General features: G+C 68.8%; 14 protein-coding genes. 9 read left to right on the forward strand and 5 right to left on the reverse strand.

What is annotated here, in order from left to right:
* Positions 1 to 35: 35 nt before the first annotated feature.
* Together ACZ7SW_RS03125 and ACZ7SW_RS03130 are read left to right on the forward strand one after the other, a co-directional pair.
* Positions 36 to 686, forward strand: coding sequence for an SDR family oxidoreductase (locus ACZ7SW_RS03125; protein WP_470228747.1), 651 nt, complete (start codon positions 36 to 38; stop codon positions 684 to 686).
* Positions 686 to 1,630, forward strand: a complete 945-nt coding sequence (locus ACZ7SW_RS03130) for a ribose-phosphate diphosphokinase (RefSeq protein ID WP_470228748.1) — start codon at positions 686 to 688, stop codon at positions 1,628 to 1,630. Before ACZ7SW_RS03125 ends, ACZ7SW_RS03130 begins: the two co-directional genes overlap by 1 nt.
* On the opposite strand, the gene ACZ7SW_RS03135 is transcribed toward ACZ7SW_RS03130, so the two are convergent.
* Positions 1,631 to 2,932, reverse strand: coding sequence for a D-arabinono-1,4-lactone oxidase (locus ACZ7SW_RS03135; protein WP_470228749.1), 1,302 nt, complete (start codon positions 2,930 to 2,932; stop codon positions 1,631 to 1,633). It abuts the gene before it with no gap.
* 99 nt (positions 2,933 to 3,031) lie between these two features.
* Here ACZ7SW_RS03135 and ACZ7SW_RS03140 point away from each other — a divergent pair, with 99 nt between their 5' ends.
* Entirely contained in the window at positions 3,032 to 4,219 is a 1,188-nt protein-coding gene (locus ACZ7SW_RS03140) for an amino acid deaminase/aldolase (protein WP_470228750.1), read from the forward strand.
* Between the two features lie 251 nt (positions 4,220 to 4,470).
* On the opposite strand, the gene ACZ7SW_RS03145 is transcribed toward ACZ7SW_RS03140, so the two are convergent.
* Positions 4,471 to 5,130, reverse strand: a complete 660-nt coding sequence (locus ACZ7SW_RS03145) for a TetR/AcrR family transcriptional regulator (RefSeq protein WP_067578451.1) — start codon at positions 5,128 to 5,130, stop codon at positions 4,471 to 4,473.
* A gap of 114 nt (positions 5,131 to 5,244) precedes the next feature.
* Between ACZ7SW_RS03145 and ACZ7SW_RS03150 the strand changes: the two genes are divergently transcribed.
* The 4 genes from ACZ7SW_RS03150 to ACZ7SW_RS03165 are packed head-to-tail and all read left to right on the forward strand — an operon-like array spanning position 5,245 to position 8,738.
* Positions 5,245 to 6,567 (forward strand): GH1 family beta-glucosidase, encoded by a 1,323-nt coding sequence (locus ACZ7SW_RS03150; RefSeq protein WP_470228751.1) that lies wholly within the window; start codon positions 5,245 to 5,247, stop codon positions 6,565 to 6,567.
* On the forward strand, positions 6,560 to 7,819 hold the full coding sequence (locus tag ACZ7SW_RS03155) for an MFS transporter (RefSeq protein ID WP_470228752.1): 1,260 nt from the start codon (positions 6,560 to 6,562) through the stop codon (positions 7,817 to 7,819). Before ACZ7SW_RS03150 ends, ACZ7SW_RS03155 begins: the two co-directional genes overlap by 8 nt.
* Positions 7,820 to 7,860: 41 nt before the next feature.
* Positions 7,861 to 8,325, forward strand: a complete 465-nt coding sequence (locus ACZ7SW_RS03160; RefSeq protein WP_470228753.1) for a MerR family transcriptional regulator — start codon at positions 7,861 to 7,863, stop codon at positions 8,323 to 8,325.
* Complete coding sequence (locus tag ACZ7SW_RS03165) at positions 8,322 to 8,738, forward strand: carboxymuconolactone decarboxylase family protein (RefSeq protein ID WP_470228754.1); 417 nt, start codon at positions 8,322 to 8,324, stop codon at positions 8,736 to 8,738. Before ACZ7SW_RS03160 ends, ACZ7SW_RS03165 begins: the two co-directional genes overlap by 4 nt.
* A 42-nt stretch (positions 8,739 to 8,780) precedes the next feature.
* Here the strand turns inward: ACZ7SW_RS03165 and ACZ7SW_RS03170 are convergent, their stop codons facing one another.
* The 3 genes from ACZ7SW_RS03170 to ACZ7SW_RS03180 all read right to left on the reverse strand — a co-directional run bounded on the left by ACZ7SW_RS03170 (position 8,781) and on the right by ACZ7SW_RS03180 (position 15,355).
* Complete coding sequence (locus ACZ7SW_RS03170; protein WP_470228755.1) at positions 8,781 to 13,988, reverse strand: RHS repeat-associated core domain-containing protein; 5,208 nt, start codon at positions 13,986 to 13,988, stop codon at positions 8,781 to 8,783.
* A gap of 570 nt (positions 13,989 to 14,558) precedes the next feature.
* The gene (locus ACZ7SW_RS03175; protein WP_470228756.1) at positions 14,559 to 14,981 is read right to left on the reverse strand and encodes a hypothetical protein; all 423 of its coding nucleotides are present in this window, start codon (positions 14,979 to 14,981) and stop codon (positions 14,559 to 14,561) included.
* Positions 14,982 to 14,995: 14 nt separating this feature from the next.
* Complete coding sequence (locus ACZ7SW_RS03180) at positions 14,996 to 15,355, reverse strand: hypothetical protein (protein ID WP_116205318.1); 360 nt, start codon at positions 15,353 to 15,355, stop codon at positions 14,996 to 14,998.
* Between the two features lie 421 nt (positions 15,356 to 15,776).
* Here ACZ7SW_RS03180 and ACZ7SW_RS03185 point away from each other — a divergent pair, with 421 nt between their 5' ends.
* On the forward strand, positions 15,777 to 17,084 hold the full coding sequence (locus ACZ7SW_RS03185; RefSeq protein WP_470228757.1) for a tetratricopeptide repeat protein: 1,308 nt from the start codon (positions 15,777 to 15,779) through the stop codon (positions 17,082 to 17,084).
* 16 nt (positions 17,085 to 17,100) lie between these two features.
* Positions 17,101 to 17,991, forward strand: a complete 891-nt coding sequence (locus tag ACZ7SW_RS03190) for a phosphotransferase family protein (protein WP_470228758.1) — start codon at positions 17,101 to 17,103, stop codon at positions 17,989 to 17,991.
* Positions 17,992 to 18,090: the final 99 nt, after the last annotated feature.

The following is an 18,090-nucleotide window of genomic DNA, read 5'->3' on the forward strand; positions in this document are numbered from 1 at the left end:
GGCGTCGGGCCGCGCGCGGCGATAGAGTCGGGTGCATGCGAGTCGTCATTGCTGGCGGACACGGCCAGATCGCCCTGCACCTGGAAAAGCTGCTCGCGCAGCGGCACGACGCGCCGGTCGGCATCGTGCGCAACCCGGACCACGAAGCAGACCTCACCGCGGTCGGCGCCGAGACTGTCGTGCTCGACCTTGAAAAGTCCGATGTGGACGCTGTCGCCAAAGTGCTCGAAGGCGCGGACGCGGCGGTGTTCTCCGCGGGTGCCGGTCCGGGCAGCGGCGAGGGTCGCAAAGACACCGTCGACCGCGGCGCGGCAGTACTGTTCGCCGACGCCGCGCAGCGGGCTGGCGTGCGCCGGTTCATCCAGGTCGGATCGATCAACGCGGACAAGGCGGACGACCCCGGCTTCGATCCGGTTTTCGCCGCCTACCTGCGGGCCAAGCGCGCCGCCGAGGAAGACCTCAAGGCCCGCGACCTCGATTGGACGATCCTGCGTCCCGGTCGCCTCACCAACGATTCCGGTACCGGCCGGGTGAAGATCGCGGAGAAGACCGGGGGCGGGGAGATCCCGCGCGAGGACGTCGCCGCGGTGCTGCTGGCGCTGCTCGACACTCCCGCGACGGCTCGGCGCACGCTTGAGCTGGTCTCCGGCGACGATTCCATCGCCGACGCGTTGTCCCGGATCTGATGCGCGACATCGCGGTTTTCAGCGGCAGCGCGCATCCCGAGCTCGCCGTGGAAATCTGCGCCAACCTGGGTGTTCCGCTGCTTCCGGTGAAGATCGACCGGTTCGCCAACGACTGTCTCCAGGTCCAGCTCCGGGCCAACTGCCGCGAGCGGGACGTCTTCCTGATCCAGCCGCTGGTCAAACCGGTGCAGGAAAACCTGGTCGAGCTGCTGCTGATGCTCGACGCGGCCCGCGGCGCCTCGGCCGCGCGCACCACCGTGGTGATGCCGCACTATTCGTACGCACGCTCGGACAAAAAGGACGCGCCGCGGATCTCCATCGGCGGCAGGCTGGTCGCGGATTTGATGGTCACCGCGGGCGCGAACCGCGTGCTCACCATGACGCTGCACTCGCCGCAGGTGCACGGGTTCTTCAGCGTGCCGGTCGACCATCTGCACGCCCTGCACGAGCTGGCGCAGTACTTCCGGCAGTACGACCTTTCGGAAACCACGGTCGTGTCGCCGGATCTGGGCAACGCCAAGGAAGCCGCGCATTTCGCCCGGCTGCTCGGCGCGAAGGTCGCGGCTGGTGCGAAACAGCGGTTCGCCGACGATCGGGTCGAGATCACGTCGGTGATCGGCGAGATCGCCGGCCGCGACATCATCGTGCTGGACGACGAGATCGCGCGCGGCAGCACGGTGCTGGAACTGCTGGACCGGCTGCGGGAGCTGGGTGCGCGGTCGATCCGGGTGGCCTGCACGCACGGGCTGTTCGCCGACGGCGCGCTCAAGCGGATCGGCGGCCAGGAGGACGTGCTGGAGATCGTCTGCACGAACACCGTGCCGGTGCCGGTCGAGGAACGCACGGAGAAACTGCGGATCCTGTCCATCGCCCCGGCGCTGGCCGAGGCGATGCGGCGAATCCACAATGGAGAGTCGGTCAGCTCGCTGTTCGAACCGAACTGATCAGACGGTTCCGAGGACCCGGTCGAGATAGGTGTTCGTGAACGTCCCGGCCGGGTCGCATTCCTTGCGGATCCGCAGGAAATCGTCGAAGTGCGGATAGCGGGTGCGCAGCACGGACGCGTCGAGGTCGTGCATTTTGCCCCAGTGCGGCCGTCCGCCGACCTGGCCCGCGATGGCCTCGAACGCGGCGAAGTACTCGCGATAAGGCATGCCGAGGAACTGGTGGATCGCGATGTACGCGGAATCGCGGCCGTTCGCGGTGGACAACCAGATGTCGTCCGCCGCGGCCACGCGCACCTCGACCGGGAACGCGACCGGATTCCGCAGCCGCGGCACCACTGTCCGCAATTCGGCCAGCACGTCGAGCACCGATTCGCGCGGGACCGCGTACTCCGACTCCACGAACCGCACCCCGCGATGGGTGACGAAAACGCGGTGCGAAAGATCGCTGTACTCGCGCGGCGACGACACCTGCGAAGCGAACGCGCCGAGCGGACGCACCAGCTTCGGCACCGCGCGGCCGAGCCGGCAGAGCCCGCCGAAAGCGACGTTCTCGGTGAGTTCGTAGTCCACGAACTGTTTCAGTCGGGACAACGGTTTCCGCTTGGCATGCACCGGCAGACGGTTGTTGCGCTTCACCAAGGCCTTGCTGCCATAGGGAAACCAGTAGAACTCGAAGTGGTCGTTGTTGGCGGCGTTGTCGTCGAAGCCTTCGAGGACCTGTTCCAGCGGCTCCGGACGTTCCTGCGCGGAGAGCACAAAGGACGGTTCGCATTGGAGGGTCACCGTGCTGATGACGCCCAGCGCGCCAAGGCCGACGCGGGCGGCGTGGAACAACTCCGGACGTTCGTCGGCCGAGCAGCGGACCAGCGAACCGTCCGCCAGAACCAGTTCCAGCGCGACGATCTGCGTCGAGATCCCGCCGAAGCGCGCACCGGTGCCGTGCGTGCCGGTGGAAATCGCGCCGGCGATGGTCTGCGCGTCGATGTCGCCGAGGTTCGTCATCGCGAGCCCGAGCGCGTCGAGGGCGGCGTTGAGAGTGTGGAGAGTGGTGCCGGAACGGACCGTGACCTGCTGCGTTTCGAGGTCGGCGCGTTCGATGCCGGTCCACGCGGTGAGGTCGAGCGCGTCGGAATCGGCGGCGGCGATCGCGGTGAACGAATGCCCGCTGCCCCACGGGCGGACCCGGTGCCCCGCCTCGGCGACCCCGGCCACGACCTCGGCGATCTCGGCCGCGCTTCGCGGCCGGTGCACCCGTTGCGGGGTGGCCTTGGCCGTCCCGGCCCAGTTGCTCCACGTCATTGCGGCACCTGTTCTTCGCTGGAAGGTTCCCACGATAGATGCCGGAACCGTAAGTGAATAGTATTCGCGTTTCAAGCTTTGTTGTCGTACCGTAAGTGCGTGACCACCACTGCGCACGGGTACGACCTCGCGACGAAGGACCTGGATCCGCCGCTCGCGATCGTCGACCTGGACGCCTTCGACGCCAACGCCGACGACCTGCTGCGCCGGGCCGCGGGCAAGCCGATCCGGGTGGTCAGCAAGTCCGTGCGCTGCCGGGCGCTGCTGGAGCGGGCGCTCGCGCGAGACGGCTTCGAAGGCCTGATGTGCTACTCGCTCGCCGAGGCCGTTTGGCACGCTGAGCTGGGCACTTCCGACGACATCGTGGTCGCGTACCCGACCGCCGATCACGAAGCGCTCCGCCGGCTGGCCGCGAGCGAACGCGCCCGCGCGGCAGTCACGATCATGGTCGACTCGACGGAACACCTCGACCTCGTCGACGCCGCGCTCGGCCACGGCCACCCGGACATCCGCGTATGCCTCGAACTCGACGCGTCCTGGCGGCCGCTTCCCGGTGTGCATGTCGGGACGAGGCGTTCGCCGGTGTTCAAACCGGCGCAAGCGGTCGCGATCGCCCGCCGGATCGTGGCGCGGCCGGGCTTTCAGCTGGTCGGGATGATGGCGTACGAAGGCCAGATCGCCGGACTCGGCGACGCGGCCGGAAAAGGCCTGCAGAACCGGGTGATCGGCTGGATGCAACGCCGTTCCGCGGCTGAACTCGCCCGGCGCCGCGGTGCCGCGGTCCGCGCCGTGCGCGAGGTCGCCGACCTGGAGTTCGTCAACGGCGGCGGCACCGGAAGCATCGAGACCACCGGCGCGGAGAACGTGGTCACCGAGATCGCCGCCGGTTCCGGCTTCCTCGCGCCGACCCTGTTCGACGGCTACTCGCACTTCCGGCCGCGCCCGGCCGCGCTGTTCGCGCTGCCGGTGGTGCGCCGCCCGGCCAAGAACGTCGCGACGCTGTACTCCGGCGGATACATCGCCTCCGGCCCGACCGGCCCGTCGCGCGAACCGTCGCCGTACCTGCCGGAAGGCTTGCGCCTGCTGGGTTTCGAGGGAGCTGGCGAGGTGCAGACGCCGGTGACCGGCGAGGCCGCGCGCACCCTGCGCCTCGGCGACCGGGTCTGGCTGCGGCACGCGAAGGCCGGGGAACTGGCCGAACGCTTCCTGGCCTACCACCTCGTCCGCGGCAGCCAGGTGGAACGAACCGTCCCGACTTACCGCGGCGAGGGGCAGAACTTCGGCTGAGCCGCGCCTGTCTCAGTCGCCGAGCCCCCGATGCCACATTGGGTGCGACTCGCGCACCGAACGGCACATTGAGGTTTTCGGTAGCGGGTGCGGTGTCGGCCGTGCGTGGGGGCCGTGCGTGTGTGGGTCTGCGACGTGGATGTCCGTGAGGGGATCCTTGAGGGAATCTGGTTCCCTCAAGGATCACCCGGAACCCCGCGCAACCTGTCGACCCTGTCCTCGCTGCGGAGAAAGCCTCGTGGGGGCGCGGGTCAGTCGCCGAATTTGCTTGCCAGATAACCCTTCACCACGTGCTTGGCCTCGGCGACGATCCGCTCGTCCCCGTTCGGGTCGCGGCGGAAGGCGAGCTTCAGCAGCGCGTCCGCCGTCTCGTTGGCGATCGCGATGGCGAAGCGGAGTTCGTCGGCCGGGCGGTCGACGTGCCCGCGCAGGATTTCGACCAGCGAATCCGCGATGACCGAGTTGTTGTCGCGGTCGTCGGCCAGCAGCCGGACGTCGATGACGTCTCCGAAGTGGACCTTCGAGAACCCCGGCACCTCGCGGTGCATCCGCAGGTAGATGTCCAGCACCGAGTCGACGATGTTCCACCAGTGCTCGGGGCTCAGCTGCTGCAGCCGCTCGTTCACCGCGGCCACGAACCGTTCCAGGTTTCGCTGCGTCAGCGCCTGCACGACGGCGCGTTTGTCCGGGAAGAACTGGTACAGCGACCCGACCGCGACGCCCGCGCGTTTGGCGATCAGCGTGGTGGTGAGCGCGTCGTAGCCCAGCTCGTCGATGAGTACGGCGCTCGCGTCCAGCATCTGTTCCACCCGCCGGGCACTGCGTTGCTGAACCGGCTTTCGCCGCAGCGGTGTGGGTTCAGCCTGGGTCTCGGCCACGTCGTTCCTCGGAGTCTCTCGCGATTCACTCATCTGATCTGGGACTTTAGCGCCCCGCGGGGCTTCCCCCGAGACGAGTGACGACCTAACATATGAGAACTTTTCACGTTCACCCGCGAGGGTGTCCGAAGGCAAGGGGTGCTCAGCGTGGACCATCCGACCTTCCCGCCCGGCTTCCTGTGGGGTGTCTCGACCTCGGCGTTCCAGATCGAGGGGGCGACGGCCGAAGGCGGCCGGGGGCCGTCCATCTGGGACACGTTCACCGCAACCGAAGGCAAGATCGCCCGGGGCGAGGACGCCAACGTAGCGGCCGACCACTACCACCGCTACTCCGAGGACGTCGCCCTGATGGCGGACCTCGGCGTCGGCGCGTACCGGATGTCGATCGCGTGGCCGCGCATCCAGCCCGACGGCACCGGCAAGCCCAACGCGGAAGGACTTGCCTTCTACGACAAGCTGATCGACGAGGTCCGCGCGGCCGGAATCGCCCCGGCGATAACGCTCTACCACTGGGACACGCCGCAGGCGATCGAGGACGCGGGCGGCTGGCGCTCGCGCGACACCGCCTTCCGCTTCGCGGATTACGCCACGATCGTGGGGGAGCATTTCGCCGATCGGGCGAAACTCTGGATCCCCCTCAACGAGCCGATGGTCATGTCGATCTACGGCTACGGCATCGGCGAGTACGCGCCCGGCCAGTTCCTCCTGCTCGACGCGCTCCCCACGGCGCATCACCAGAACCTCGCTCACGGCCTGGCCGTGCAGGCACTGCGCGCGGCGGGCGCGACCGGCATCGGCACCGCGAACAACCACTCGCCGATCTGGCCGGACCACGACACGCCCGCCGACCGCGCGGCCGCCGACTGGCTCGACGCGCTGATCAACCGCACCTTCGCCGACCCGATGCTGCTCGGCAGCTACCCCGAGCAGGTCCACCCGCACCTGCCGGAGAACTTCGCCGACGACCTGGCCACGATCGCCCAGCCGCTCGATTTCTACGGCGTCAACTACTACGAACCCCAAGGCGTGACGGCGCCCGGCGAGGGCAACCCGCTGCCGTTCGAACTGCGCCCGATCGAGGGTTATCCCATGACCACCAACGATTCGCCGATCGTCCCGCAGGCGTTGCGCGATCTGCTGGTGTCCTTCCACGAGCGCTACCGCGAGCACCTGCCGCCGGTCCAGATCACCGAGAACGGCTGCAGTTTCGCCGACGAACCGGCCGCCGACGGCACCGTCCCCGATCCCGAGCGCGTCGAATTCCTCGCCAGCCATCTGCAAGCGCTGCGCGAAGCGATGGATGCCGGCGTGGACGTGCGCGGATACTTCGTCTGGTCGTTGCTGGACAACTTCGAATGGTCCAAGGGATACGCGCCGCGGTTCGGGCTCGTGCACGTGGACTACGAGACGCAACGCCGCACGCCCAAGGATTCCTTCGCCTGGTACCGGAAGCTGGTCCGCAATGAGTGACACCGCCGCTGCTGTCCCGGACGTCTTCGCCGAACCGGTCAAGCGCGTCCGCGCCGGGTGGATGACGTTGCTGTTCCTCGCGAACATCGCGCTCTGGCTTGGCGTTTACGCACCGATCCAGGTTCTGCTGCCGCAGCAGGCCGAACTGCTCGACGCCGCGCACAAGGAAACCGTCTTCGGGATCGTGACCGGCATCGGCGCGGCCGTCGCGCTCGTCGCGAACCCGGCGATCGGCCTGCTCTCGGACCGCACCTGCTCGCGGTTCGGCAGGCGCCATCCGTGGACGATCGCGGGCGGCGCGATCGGCGCGGCCGGGCTGCTGGTGCTGGCCGAGGCCCCGAACGTCGTCGTGATGACGATCGGCTGGTGTCTCGTGCAGGCCGGGCTCAACGGCATGCTCGCGACGCTGATGTGCGGTATCGCCGACCGGGTTCCGGTCGGGCAGCGAGCGCAGGTCGGCGGGCTCGTCGGCATCGCGCAGATGCTCGGCACCGTGCTCGGCGCGGTAGTGGTCGTGGTGATGCTCGACCTCGCCGGGCTCCCGCTCGGCTACGCCGCTTGCGCCGCGATCGTGCTCGCCGGCGCGGCGGCGTTCGTGCTGCGCACGCCGGACGCGCGGCTGCCGGTGGAGTTCCGGCCCAGCGGCCGGATCCGCGAAATCCTCGCCGACCTGTGGGTCTCGCCGCGCCGGCACCCGGACTTCGCGTGGGCGTGGGGCTGTCATTTCATGATCAACCTCGGCAACGCGTTCGGCACGCTCTACCTGCTGTTCTTCCTCAAGGACGCGGTGCATTACCCGGATCCGGACAGCGGCCTGCTGATCATGATGGGCCTGTACGGCGTGGCGTTGGTGATCGGCGCGGTGCTGGCCGGGCATTTCTCCGACAAGTCCGGCAAACGGAAGCCATACGTGCTCGCCTCGGCCGCGGTGATGGCGTTGGCCGCGCTGCTGCTGGTGATCTGGCAGTCGTGGCCGGTGGCGCTGGTGGCGTCGCCGCTGCTGGGCGTCGGGTTCGGCGTCTACATGGCGGTGGCGCTCGCGATGCTGACGCAGGTGCTGCCCGCGGCGCAGAACCGGGCCAAGGATCTCGGCGTGGTCAACATCGCGAACTCGCTGCCGCAGGTGGTCGCGCCGCTGCTGACGACGTTGATCCTGCACTGGCTGGGCGGGTACCCGGGGCTGTTCGCGGCGTCCGCGGTGGCGACGTTGCTGGCCGGGATTTTGGTCACGAGGGTGCGGTCGGTGGGTTAGGGCTTGCGTTTGAGCGCGCTCACAGGCTTAGCGTCTTCGGCATGGAGAAGGAAGACGCGCTGATCGAGGCGCTGCGGCTGGCGGTCGATCCGCCGGGCACGGTGTCGGTCGAGGCGCTGCGGGAACTGGCCCGGGACGACGACGCGAACGAGTGGGACATCGCCACCACGGCGGAACACCTCGGGCTGAACCCGCACACGCTGCGGTACTACGAGCGGATCGGACTGGTCGAGGTCGCCCGCGACAGTGCCGGGCATCGGGTTTACGACGCGGCGTCGGTGCGCCGTCTGGTGTTCCTGACGCGGATGCGCGTCTCGGGCATGCCGATCAGCGACCTGCGCCGCTACGTCGAGCTGATCGAGTCCGGTGCCGACAGCGTGCCCGAACGAGTCGAAATGCTCCTGGAGCATCGCGACACCCTGCGCGCGCAGATCGCCCAGCTGCAGCTTTCCCTCGCCGCCACCGAATACAAGATCGCCACTTACCAGGAAGGCCCGCTCCCGTGACCCAGTACGAAATCGACAGCCCGGAAAACCTCGCCCGCCGCGAGCACGGGCTCGAGGTGCTGTCCCGCATCGACGGTCACCAGGGCGAAGCCGTCCTCGATTCCCTCGCCGACATCAACCCCGCGCTCGGGCACCACGTGGCCGCGTTCGCCTTCGGCGACATGTACGACCGGCCCGGCCTCGACCCGCGCAGCCGCCAGCTCGTCACCCTCGGCGTGCTGACCGCGCTCGGCGGCTGCGAACCGCAGCTGAAGGTGCACATCGGCGCGGCGCTGAACGTCGGGCTCAGCCGCGAGGAAATCACCGAGGCGCTCATGCACTCGGCGGTGTACGCGGGATTCCCGCGAGCGCTGAACGCCACCTTCGCCGCGCGCGAGGTGTTCGCCGCCCGGGACGCGGAGGAAGCCGCCTGACGTCCGCGGAGCCCGGCGCGAGACCGCACCGGGCTTCCGTGGTCACCAGCCCCGGTTCTTCCTCGCTTCTTCCGCCATCTTTTCGGACTTGGCTTTCGCCTCCGCGGCGGCGTCCTTGACATCCTGTTTGCTGGGCTCGCCGACCTCGTCCAGGTACTTCTTCTTCTCGGGGTCGCTCCACTCCTTCGGGTCGTACTTCCCGTTTTCGAGGTCGTCCCAGTCCTTCTTGGTCGGCCCGACGCCCTGCTCGTTCCGGTTGCCCCATTCGGTGCGCATCTGGTTGCCGTCGAGCGGCTTGTCCGGGCGCTTCCAGTCCTTGTGCGGGTCCGTGTTGACGTCGATCGGCTTGCCCTTGTCGTCGAGCCGGTACGGGTGGCCGTCCGGGGCCTTGTTGTACTCGTCGATCGTGGGATGCCGCCCGGACGGCGAGGGCAGATTGTGGAAGCGGTCGATCATGCCGTCCACGTCTTTCTGCGTGTAGTTCTTCGGGTTTTCCTTGAGGTCGGTGAATTCGAGGAAGGACTTGTGCCACTTATCGAATTCTTCTTTTTTGCCGCCGGGCCAGTCGAAGTCCGAGCTGTCGCCGATGTCCCGGGTGGCCCGGTTCATCTCCTTGGGATCGGTGATGCGGTCCGCCTGCTGGCCGACCGGACGCCAGTTCTTGTCGAGATCCGGGTGGTCCTTGTGCTTGTAGCCGCCGCTCTTGTCCATGGAGTCGCTCGGCCACTTCGGGTTCTCGGTCTTGATGTTGTCGTTCTTGCCGACTTTGAGCTTGCCCGCGATCCCGTCCTCGATGTTGCCGATCCGGGTCGAGACGCCGCCGATCCCGGCGTTCGTGTGCTGCGGCCCGAGCGGCAGGTTCTTGGGCTGGTTGTGCAGCTTCGGCAGCTCTTCCTCGCCGTACTTCTTGGTCAGCGCGCTTTGTTTCTCGACCGGCTGCTCGTGCACCCAGTTCTTCAGGCCGTCGCGCATTTTCTGGAACGAGATGATGTGCCGCTGAGCCACATCGGGACCGGCCTTGTGGAACGGATCGTTTTTGTCACCGGTCTGGTTCTTGCGCGCGTTCTTGGCGTCTGAGTTCCACGCCATCCGGTCCCAGACGTCGTCCTTCTTTTTCTTCGCGTCCGATTTGCCGTCGGAGCCGCTGGAGCCGTCGTCGTTGTCGTCGCGCTTGCGCTTGTTGTCGGCCTTGCCCTTGCCCTTGCCGGTCGAGGAGGAACTGGTGCTCCCGCCGCCGTTGTCGGCGTTGTGCTTGGCCGTGGAGTCCGCGGGCGGCGGGTCGATGTCCTTGCCTTTGCCCTTGTCGCCGCATTTGAGGCCGAGCACGTCGGTGGCGGCGAACGGGTCGGGAACGTAGTTGCTCGGGTTCGGCCCGCCCTCCAGGCCCAGCGGGTCCTGGCTGATGTACCGGGCGGCGGCCGGGTCGTAGTAGCGGAACACGTTGTAGTGCAGGCCGGATTCGGCGTCCGCGTACTGGCCGGGGAACTGCAGCGGGATCCCGCCGGGCTGGACCCGGCCCCACAGCGAACGGCGGGCGCTCCAGGCGAGTCCGCCGTGTTCGTCGATCAGTTCGGTCGGCGTGCCGATGGCGTCGGTGACCACGGACGCGAACCGGTCGCCGCCGGGACCGCGTTCGAACTGGGTGACCGGTTCGTCGCTGCCCGGCCGGCGTTCCCAGGTGGTCGTCCGGCGCACTCCGGCCGGATCGGTGTGCTCCTGTTCGATGAGCACGAAGCCGTCCCAGACGAACCGGGTCGATTCCGCGACGGAACCGTCGGCCAGCAGCCGCTCCTTGGCGATCCGGCGGCCGAGCGGGTCATACCGGTAGCGCCACTGCGCGCCGTCCGGCGTGCGCAAGCCGGTGAGCAGCTCGCCGGTCCAGGAGTACTCCCACACCCGCACGCCACCCGGATGCACCTCGCGGTGCCGGATCCGGCGGCCGAGGGCGTCGTAGTCCGACGACAGACCGGAGCTGCCCGACCAGGCGGTCAGCTCACCGGCCGGGTTGTAGCGCAGCTCTTCCGTGCCCGCTGAGGAGGACACCGTGACCACGCGTCCGGCCGCGTCCCGCGTGTAGCCGGTCTTCCCGGAGCGGCTGTCCTGCACCGCGGCGAGGCTGCCGTCCGCGTAGTACTCGAGACCGCGCCGCCGCACCGGGGATGTTCCACGGGAAACCTGCTGCGCGGTGATCAGCCCGCGAGGGCCGAACGCCTGCTGCAGGGTGCTGATCCCGTCGGTGTCGCGGGCGAGGACGCGGCCCTCGTCGTCCAGCCGATAGCGCACGGTGTGTCCCGCGGTGGCCAGCGAAACCGGCCGGTCCTCCTCGTCGAACGTCCACACGCTCTCCGCCCCGGACGGCGTGCGGCGGCGGATGGTCTGGGCCTGCTCGTCGTAGGAGAAGTGCACCTCGACGCCGTCGATCGCCTCGCGGACGACCCGGCCGTACAGGTCGCGGTCGAACTCCACCACCGAGTCCGCGGACTCCGCGCGCACGACGTTGCCGACGGGGTCGTAGGCGTAGCGCACCGTGCGGTGCGGGCCGCGGATCTCGACCCGGTTGCCGAGCAGGTCGTACTCGTTCTCGGTGACCGAACCGTCCGGCTCGGTCACCGCGATGGTCTGTCCGGCCGCGTCGTAGGCGTAGGTCCGGGTCCGGCCGTCGAAATCGGTCTGCGCGACCAGCCTGCCGAGCGGGTCGTAGGTGAAGGTCCAGGTGCGGTTAAGCGGATCGGTCACCGACGTCAGCCGCAGCTCGGTGTCATAGGTGTAGCTCGTGCGCGCGCCGGAGGGGTCCACGACCGCGGTGACCACGTCGAACGGTCCGTACTCGCGCTTGGTCGCCCGGCCGAGTTCGTCGACGTGCTCGATCTCGTTGCCCTCGCGGTCGTACCGCCACATCGCGCGCTCGCGGCGCACCCCGACGCGCGAAGCGGGTTTGCCGTCGACCGTCCAGCCCAGTTGCACACGTCCGCCGCCGATCTCGGGAGCCGTGCGCGGCCTGCCGAACTGGTCCAGCTCCTCGCCGGAGACCTCGGCTTCGTCCGGAAAGCCGGACAACGCGGGCTCGGCGGGCTGGTCGTACCGGCGCTGCCAGGACCTTCCGTTGCCGTGCACGGTGATCGAGGCCAGCTCGACGCCGTCGTGCTCCAGTTCGGCGAGACTGCCGTCGGGGCGCGCGATGGTGAGCGGCGTGCCGTCGTCGGCGTAAGTGTACTCGGTGACCCGACCGAGCGGGTCGACCCGGCGGAGCAGATTGCCGTAGCGGTCCCACTCCGACAGCGTCACGTTGCCCAGCGGGTCGGTCTCCCGGACCGGCCGTCCCTCCGGGTTGTACTCGTATTCCGAGACGTGGCCGAGGGAATCGGTGAACCGGGTGACGCGGGCCGCGGGGTCGAATTCGAACGCGCCGCTGTAGAAGCCCTGATCGCCCTCGGTGCGCACGCAGCGGCCTTCGGCGTCGTAGACGTAGCGGTAGGAGACCCCGTTGCGGTCTTCCCAGCTGGTGACCCTGCCGTCGGGATCGTAGGTGTAGCGCATCGCCGTGCCCGAGGAGTTGATGACCTCGGAGAGATGGCCCCGGTAGTTGTAACGGTAGGAGCGCACGACGACGTCCGGAGCCGGGCCGGCGCCGATCATCCGCAGTTCGGTCACGCGGTGCCCGTCGGTGCGGAAGCCGACCTGGATCCCGCTGGAATGCGTGAGCGATTCGGGCGCGCCGGAGTCCGCATAGGACAGTTCGGTCCGCGCGCCGTCGGCGTCTTCGATCGAGCGCAGCGGCAATGCCTTGCCCTCGCCGGAAAACCGCAGGGTCCGGTCCGGACGGACCTGGTCGAGGGTGAAGCTGTCGTCGGCGTGCTTGGTCAGCGGCCAGCGCGCGCCCTCGAGCGGCAGCACCGGCTCGTCCCCGGCGGGCATCGGGTAGTAGAGGATGACGCCTTCCGGCCCGTAGTACCGGATGTACTCCTCGCCGAACTCCAGCCGCTGGTCCACAGTGGACGCCCAGGTCGGGCCGAACCAGCGCCCGGAGCGGTAGGACGACCGGTGCGTCCGCCGCATCAGCAGTTCCGGCAGTTCGAGGTCGTAGTCCTCGACGAGCACCTCGCCGCTGGAGATGACGACCGGGTCGGTCAGGCAGGGCGGATCGCCGTCCCCCTCGTTCTTCGCGTTGGACGCCTCGGTCTTGTCCTTCGCCGGATCGGGCCGCTCGTTCCCGCCGCGTTCGTTTTTGTTCGCTCCGCCACCGGATTCGCCGCCGCCCGGCGTCTCGTCCTTCGCGGGTTCGCGCGGAGGCGGTTCGTGGTTGCCGCCGCCCTTGTTTTCCGGCGGCGGCCCGTCGTGCGCACCGGAAGTGCTGGTGGACTCGTCCTTGACCGGCGGCGGCTTTTCGCTTCCGCCGCCGCCTTTTTCGTTCGGAGTGTCCTTCGCACCGGAGGGCTTGGTCGAGCCGCCGCCGGGAGACTTGATCTCCTTCGGCGTGTGCGTGGCCTCCTTGCCGCCGCCCTTGATGCTCTTCATCGACTTGGCGACGTTCTCGAACAGGCCCTTCGTCTTGGTGAGGAGCTTGCCGAGTTCCTTGAGCGCCTTGGTGAGGTTCTTGACCAGTTCGGCGATCTGCTTGGCGGTCTTGGCCACCAGGTTGACCACCTGCGGCACCACCCAGGCCATTCCGATGCCGAGGGTGAACAGCACCTGCAGCGCCCACGAGATCAGGTGCGCCACGACCTGGGCGATGATGTCGCGCACGAGCATCCGCACCGCGCCGACGACCTCGCCCGCGGTCTTCACGCCGCTGCCCGCGCCTTCGCATGCCTGTGCGGCGCCTTCGAGGGTCTTGGCGACCTCCTCGGCCTGTTTGCGGTAGGCGTCGGCGCTACTGCCCTCCCAGGACTCGATGTCCTTTTTGACCTGCGCGGCCAGATCCTGGGAGACGGAGGAGACCTCTTTGGCGACGTTCTTCCAGGTTTCGGAGTACGCGTGCACCTGGTCCGGGTCCCCGGCCAGTTTGTCCAGCGCTTCCTTGAGCGGCCCGACGTGTTCGATCAGCCAGCCGACGCCCGCGGCGAGGATCGCGCCGAACGGGTCCATCACCGCGGCGAGCGCTTCCATGCCGACCCCGACCGCGCCCATCACGGTCGCCGCCCAGTCGCCGGACTCGATGCCGTCCTTCAGGCCCTTTCCGGCCTCGAGGATCGAGATACCGGAGATCGCGGAGGTCGAGTCCTGCTTTTCGGCCACCAATGGATTCGACATACCGGCCCTTCTCCACGCTCAACACACTTCTCTTGGGCGCGCAGCCGAATTCGAACGCACGATCCCCCGCTGCAGGCTACCGACAGTTCCGGAGAGTTCGTCGCGGTGTTGCGCGGAATTACCCCTACGGTGCCCACACACGCCACGGTGGCGAGCGCCGAACAGCGGTAAGCGCACTGAACTCGCCGCGAGGCTCCGAATCTCGGAGGTTCGCGGCGGGTCAGGGAAGTGGAACCGCGGGCCGGTGCCGGTCGGGGGAGGGGAGTGCAACGGCACCGGCCCGCGGAGTTCTGGGTCGCGACCGGTGCGGAACAACCGGTGCGATGATCTTCAACCTAGCGTCCGATTACTGCGTCCGCTAGGTGTTCTGCCGGACATTTTTCGATTAATCGCGTTCGCGGGCTAGGGGTGGCCGAGGGCGGTCCGTCTCGCTCGGGGGGACGGACGGACCAACCCTCGGCCGGGCGAGGATGCCGGGCGATCGAGCCGGTTGGGGCTTCCGGTTCATCGCGCGCTCGCCAGTCGGGGTCGGGTTGGGTGCTCCGCCCGGAAACACCCAACCCGAGAGGTTCAGGCGCTGACCGGGCGCGGCTTCACCAAGGCGTGCCTGCCGGTGGTCTCCGCCGGCGATTCGGCTCGGCGGTTCTGGCCGGGGACGGCGGGAACCGCGGCGCGGCGGCGGGTCGGGCGGTGCCCGGCGGCGGACAGCGCCTGCGGGGCCAGACCGCCGGCGACCAGGTGCTCGTGCGCCACCTGCCACACCGAGCACGGGGCCTTGCAGCGGTGCCAGCGCGTCGAGCAGGTCGGGCAGTCGCCGCGTTCGTCGGGCTCGTGCGCCTGCAGCATCGCGCGCCAGCCCTCGGCCAGCCGGGGCAGTTCCGAGCGGGCGACCGAGATCAGCGACTGGGCGTCGGCGCGTTCGGCCAGGTCGGACAGCATGTCGAGGCGCTCCCAAACGGCGTTGCGGAGAACCTGACCGAGAACCTGATCCATGGGGAAACTCACCGTCACCTTTCCGCCATCGTGGCGGCTTCGTTGAGCGCGGCCCGGAGCTGGCCGAGCTGGCCGGACGTGAGGCGGGCGGTCTCCCCAGGCGGGGAAACCACGACGACCTCGTCGTCCTCGACGAACACCGTCACGGCGCGCTCGCGGCTGATGAGATCTCCGCATTGCACGCGCCACACGACCTGGCCGCCCTCGAAATGCCGCACGCCCGCGGTACGCGGGTCAGCGGACACCGAAGCGGCGACAGCGGAAGCGACAGTAGGCGGCACCGGGCGCGCCGTGGCGATTCCCGGTGCGGCTGGCCGAACGGACCGCACCGCGGTCCCGGCTTGTCCTCCACCGAGCGAATCCACGAACTCCACTGTCCCTCCACGCTTTCTCGTCCCGGGCGGCTGCACCTTGCGGGATGCATCTGCGCCGGCAGATCTGTGTCGTCGGGTCCATCGCTCTCCGTGATCGCCGCGGGTGTGCGGGCGGTGACGGAGATCTGGCAACTACAGTGAAGTGAAACCGGGTGCGAGAGAAGGTCGAAACCGCGTCATAGCGGCGACCGGGCCGCGTTCCACGGTAAGCGGTCAGAGGAGTTCGGCCCTGCCGATCAACCCCGCTGTCCGCGCGTTTCACAAGGTTCTCGCGTGTGCTTAGGGTGCTGATCAGACGCCCAGGAGACGGTGAGGGGGCGCAATGGCAATGGATGCCAGTGCTGGCAGTGGTTCCGGAGTCTCTCACGCAGACTCCCGGTCAGGCAGTCCGGTCCCGGCCGACGCCTGGGAACAGCCCGAGATGCGGGAGGCGCTCGCCGCCCGCGAGGTCAGCGCCGTGTACCGGCTGTTGCGCAAACACGGAGTATCGCAGCGCCAGATCGCCGCGATGACCGGCCAGTCGCAGTCCGAGGTGTCGGAGATCCTCAAGGGTCGCCAGGTCATGGCCTACGACGTGCTCACGAGAATCGCCGACGGCCTGGGTGTCCCCCGTGGATACATGGGTCTCGCCTATGACGAGACCACGGCGATACGGGTCGTCGGCGCGTCCGACGGCCGGCAGGCTGAGGAGGACGAGTCCGTGAAGCGACGGAGGTTCCTCGCGCACGCCGCCCAGGTCACGATGGGTGCGGCGGTGTTCGGTCCGGAATCCGGCACGTGGTCGGAGGCGCCCGCGCGCACCCCCGCCCCCGGGCGCATCGGGACGACCGACGTGCGCCAGGTGGAGGCGGCGACCAGGGCGTTGCGCGCGCTCGATTACCAGTACGGCGGCGGTTTCTGCCGCGACGCGGTCGTCGCGCAGCTTTCCTGGGGCCAGCAGATGCTCGACTCCAGCGCGGCCGACCAGGTCAAGCAGCGGCTGTTCACCGCGATCGCCGACCTGCACAGCCTCGCCGGATGGACGTCCTTCGACACCGGCCTGATGGATTCCGCCCGCGGGCATTTCGCGCAGGCGCTCGACCTGGCCAAACAGGGCGGCGACCACCACCTGGTGGCGAACGTGCTGTACCGGATGGGCCGCGTTTACCTGCACCAGGACGCCGCGAACGACGCGCTGAAGCTGTTCCAGCTCGGCCAGATCGCCGCGCAGGAATCCGGTTCCGAGCTGGCCGTCGCCGTGCTCTGCGCCAACGAGGCGTGGGCCTACGCGATGATGGGCAACGAGGAGCAGTCGGTGAAGCTGCTCGGCCGGTGCAAGGACGAATTCGCGCGCGCCGACCTGGCCTCGGCCGAATCGTGGGTCAAATTCTTCAACGAGACCGACGTCTACGCGATGACCGGCACCGTGCACACCGTGCTCGCGATGAAGAACCCCGAGCACACGAAGTACGCGATCCCGGCGCTGAGCCGGGCGGTCGACGCCTACACCGACGACATGGCGCGCAGCAAGGCGTTCATGCTGAGCGCGCTCGCCACGAATCACCTGCTCGAAGGCGATATCGACCACGGTGTGAAGATCGGCGGCAAGGCCATCGAATGCGCGGAGAGCATCAAATCCGCGCGGGTCAAGGACCGGATGCGGCCGCTGCAGGTGGAGGCCGAACGGCGCCGCAACAACCCCGACGCCCGGGACCTCGCCGACCGGCTCAAGATCTTCTACGCGGCCTGAGCCGACCGGATTCGCCTTGCCCGAAGGCAGGTTCACCCCTGCGAAACTGCGCCGGGTGCTCGTCGCCACGTGCGCTCGGCTCGGCCTCGACCCGGCGGGCGCGCGCCTGCTGCGGTTCACCAACAACGCGGTGTTCGCGCTGAACGGGGCACCGGTCGTCGTGCGGATCGTCGGGTCCACCAAACTGCGCCACCGCGTCGGCACGGTCGTGCGCGTGGCCGAGCATTTCGCCCGGCACGACGTGCCTGCGGTCCGGCTGCTGGCCGGGATCGAGCAACCGCTTGACGTGCAAGGACATCTGGTCACGGTCTGGGATCTGGTGCCGTTCGCCGGACCGCCGCCGACGCCGGCCGACCTGGCCGGACTGCTGCGGCAAGTGCACGCGCTGCCTCCGCCGGACGGCCTGCCGGAGTGGGAACCGCTGCGCTCGGTCGAGGACCGGGTGGCCGACGCGGAGGAGCTCGCCGACGCCGACCAGCGGTTCCTGCTGGAGCGCTGCGCGCAGGTACAGGATCGGCTCGACACCCTGGATTTCCCGCTGGCCAGGGGATTCGTGCACGGCGACGCGCATCCGGGAAACGTGCTGCCCGGCCCGGACGGCCCGGTGCTGTGCGATTTCGACTCCTCCTGCGTCGGCCCGCCGGAATGGGACCTGACGCCGCTCGCCGTCGGCCGCGAGCGGTTCGGTGACCCGCCCGCCCAGTACGCGGAGTTCGCCACGACCTACGGATTCGATGTGACGGCCTGGCCGGGGTTTTCCGTGCTCCGGGCGGTGCGGGAGCTGAAGCTGACGACGAGCGTGCTGCCGATTCTGCGCAGTCATCCGCCGGTGCGGGCTGAACTGCGGCGTCGGCTGGCGGACCTGCGCGACGGCCGGACGGCCACCGCGTGGACGAGATACCGTTGAGCGGGATTCTGCACGTGCATTCGCCGACTGCAGATGACCGTTCGCCGCTTTCCCGTCGATGGCTGACGAGGTATCGCTGCGCAGCGATAATTCGGTCCG

The organism is Amycolatopsis sp. NPDC114484, from assembly GCF_055633755.1.

What these genes read in the sequence shown, in the direction of transcription:
- ACZ7SW_RS03125 (WP_470228747.1), top strand. Translation starts at nt 36, where the DNA reads ATGCGAGTCGTCATTGCTGGCGGACACGGCCAGATCGCCCTGCACCTG.
- ACZ7SW_RS03130 (WP_470228748.1), top strand. Translation starts at nt 686, where the DNA reads ATGCGCGACATCGCGGTTTTCAGCGGCAGCGCGCATCCCGAGCTCGCC.
- ACZ7SW_RS03135 (WP_470228749.1), bottom strand. Translation starts at nt 2,932, where the DNA reads ATGACGTGGAGCAACTGGGCCGGGACGGCCAAGGCCACCCCGCAACGG.
- ACZ7SW_RS03145 (WP_067578451.1), bottom strand. Translation starts at nt 5,130, where the DNA reads ATGAGTGAATCGCGAGAGACTCCGAGGAACGACGTGGCCGAGACCCAG.
- ACZ7SW_RS03155 (WP_470228752.1), top strand. Translation starts at nt 6,560, where the DNA reads ATGAGTGACACCGCCGCTGCTGTCCCGGACGTCTTCGCCGAACCGGTC.
- ACZ7SW_RS03160 (WP_470228753.1), top strand. Translation starts at nt 7,861, where the DNA reads ATGGAGAAGGAAGACGCGCTGATCGAGGCGCTGCGGCTGGCGGTCGAT.
- ACZ7SW_RS03170 (WP_470228755.1), bottom strand. Translation starts at nt 13,988, where the DNA reads ATGTCGAATCCATTGGTGGCCGAAAAGCAGGACTCGACCTCCGCGATC.
- ACZ7SW_RS03175 (WP_470228756.1), bottom strand. Translation starts at nt 14,981, where the DNA reads ATGGATCAGGTTCTCGGTCAGGTTCTCCGCAACGCCGTTTGGGAGCGC.
- ACZ7SW_RS03185 (WP_470228757.1), top strand. Translation starts at nt 15,777, where the DNA reads ATGCGGGAGGCGCTCGCCGCCCGCGAGGTCAGCGCCGTGTACCGGCTG.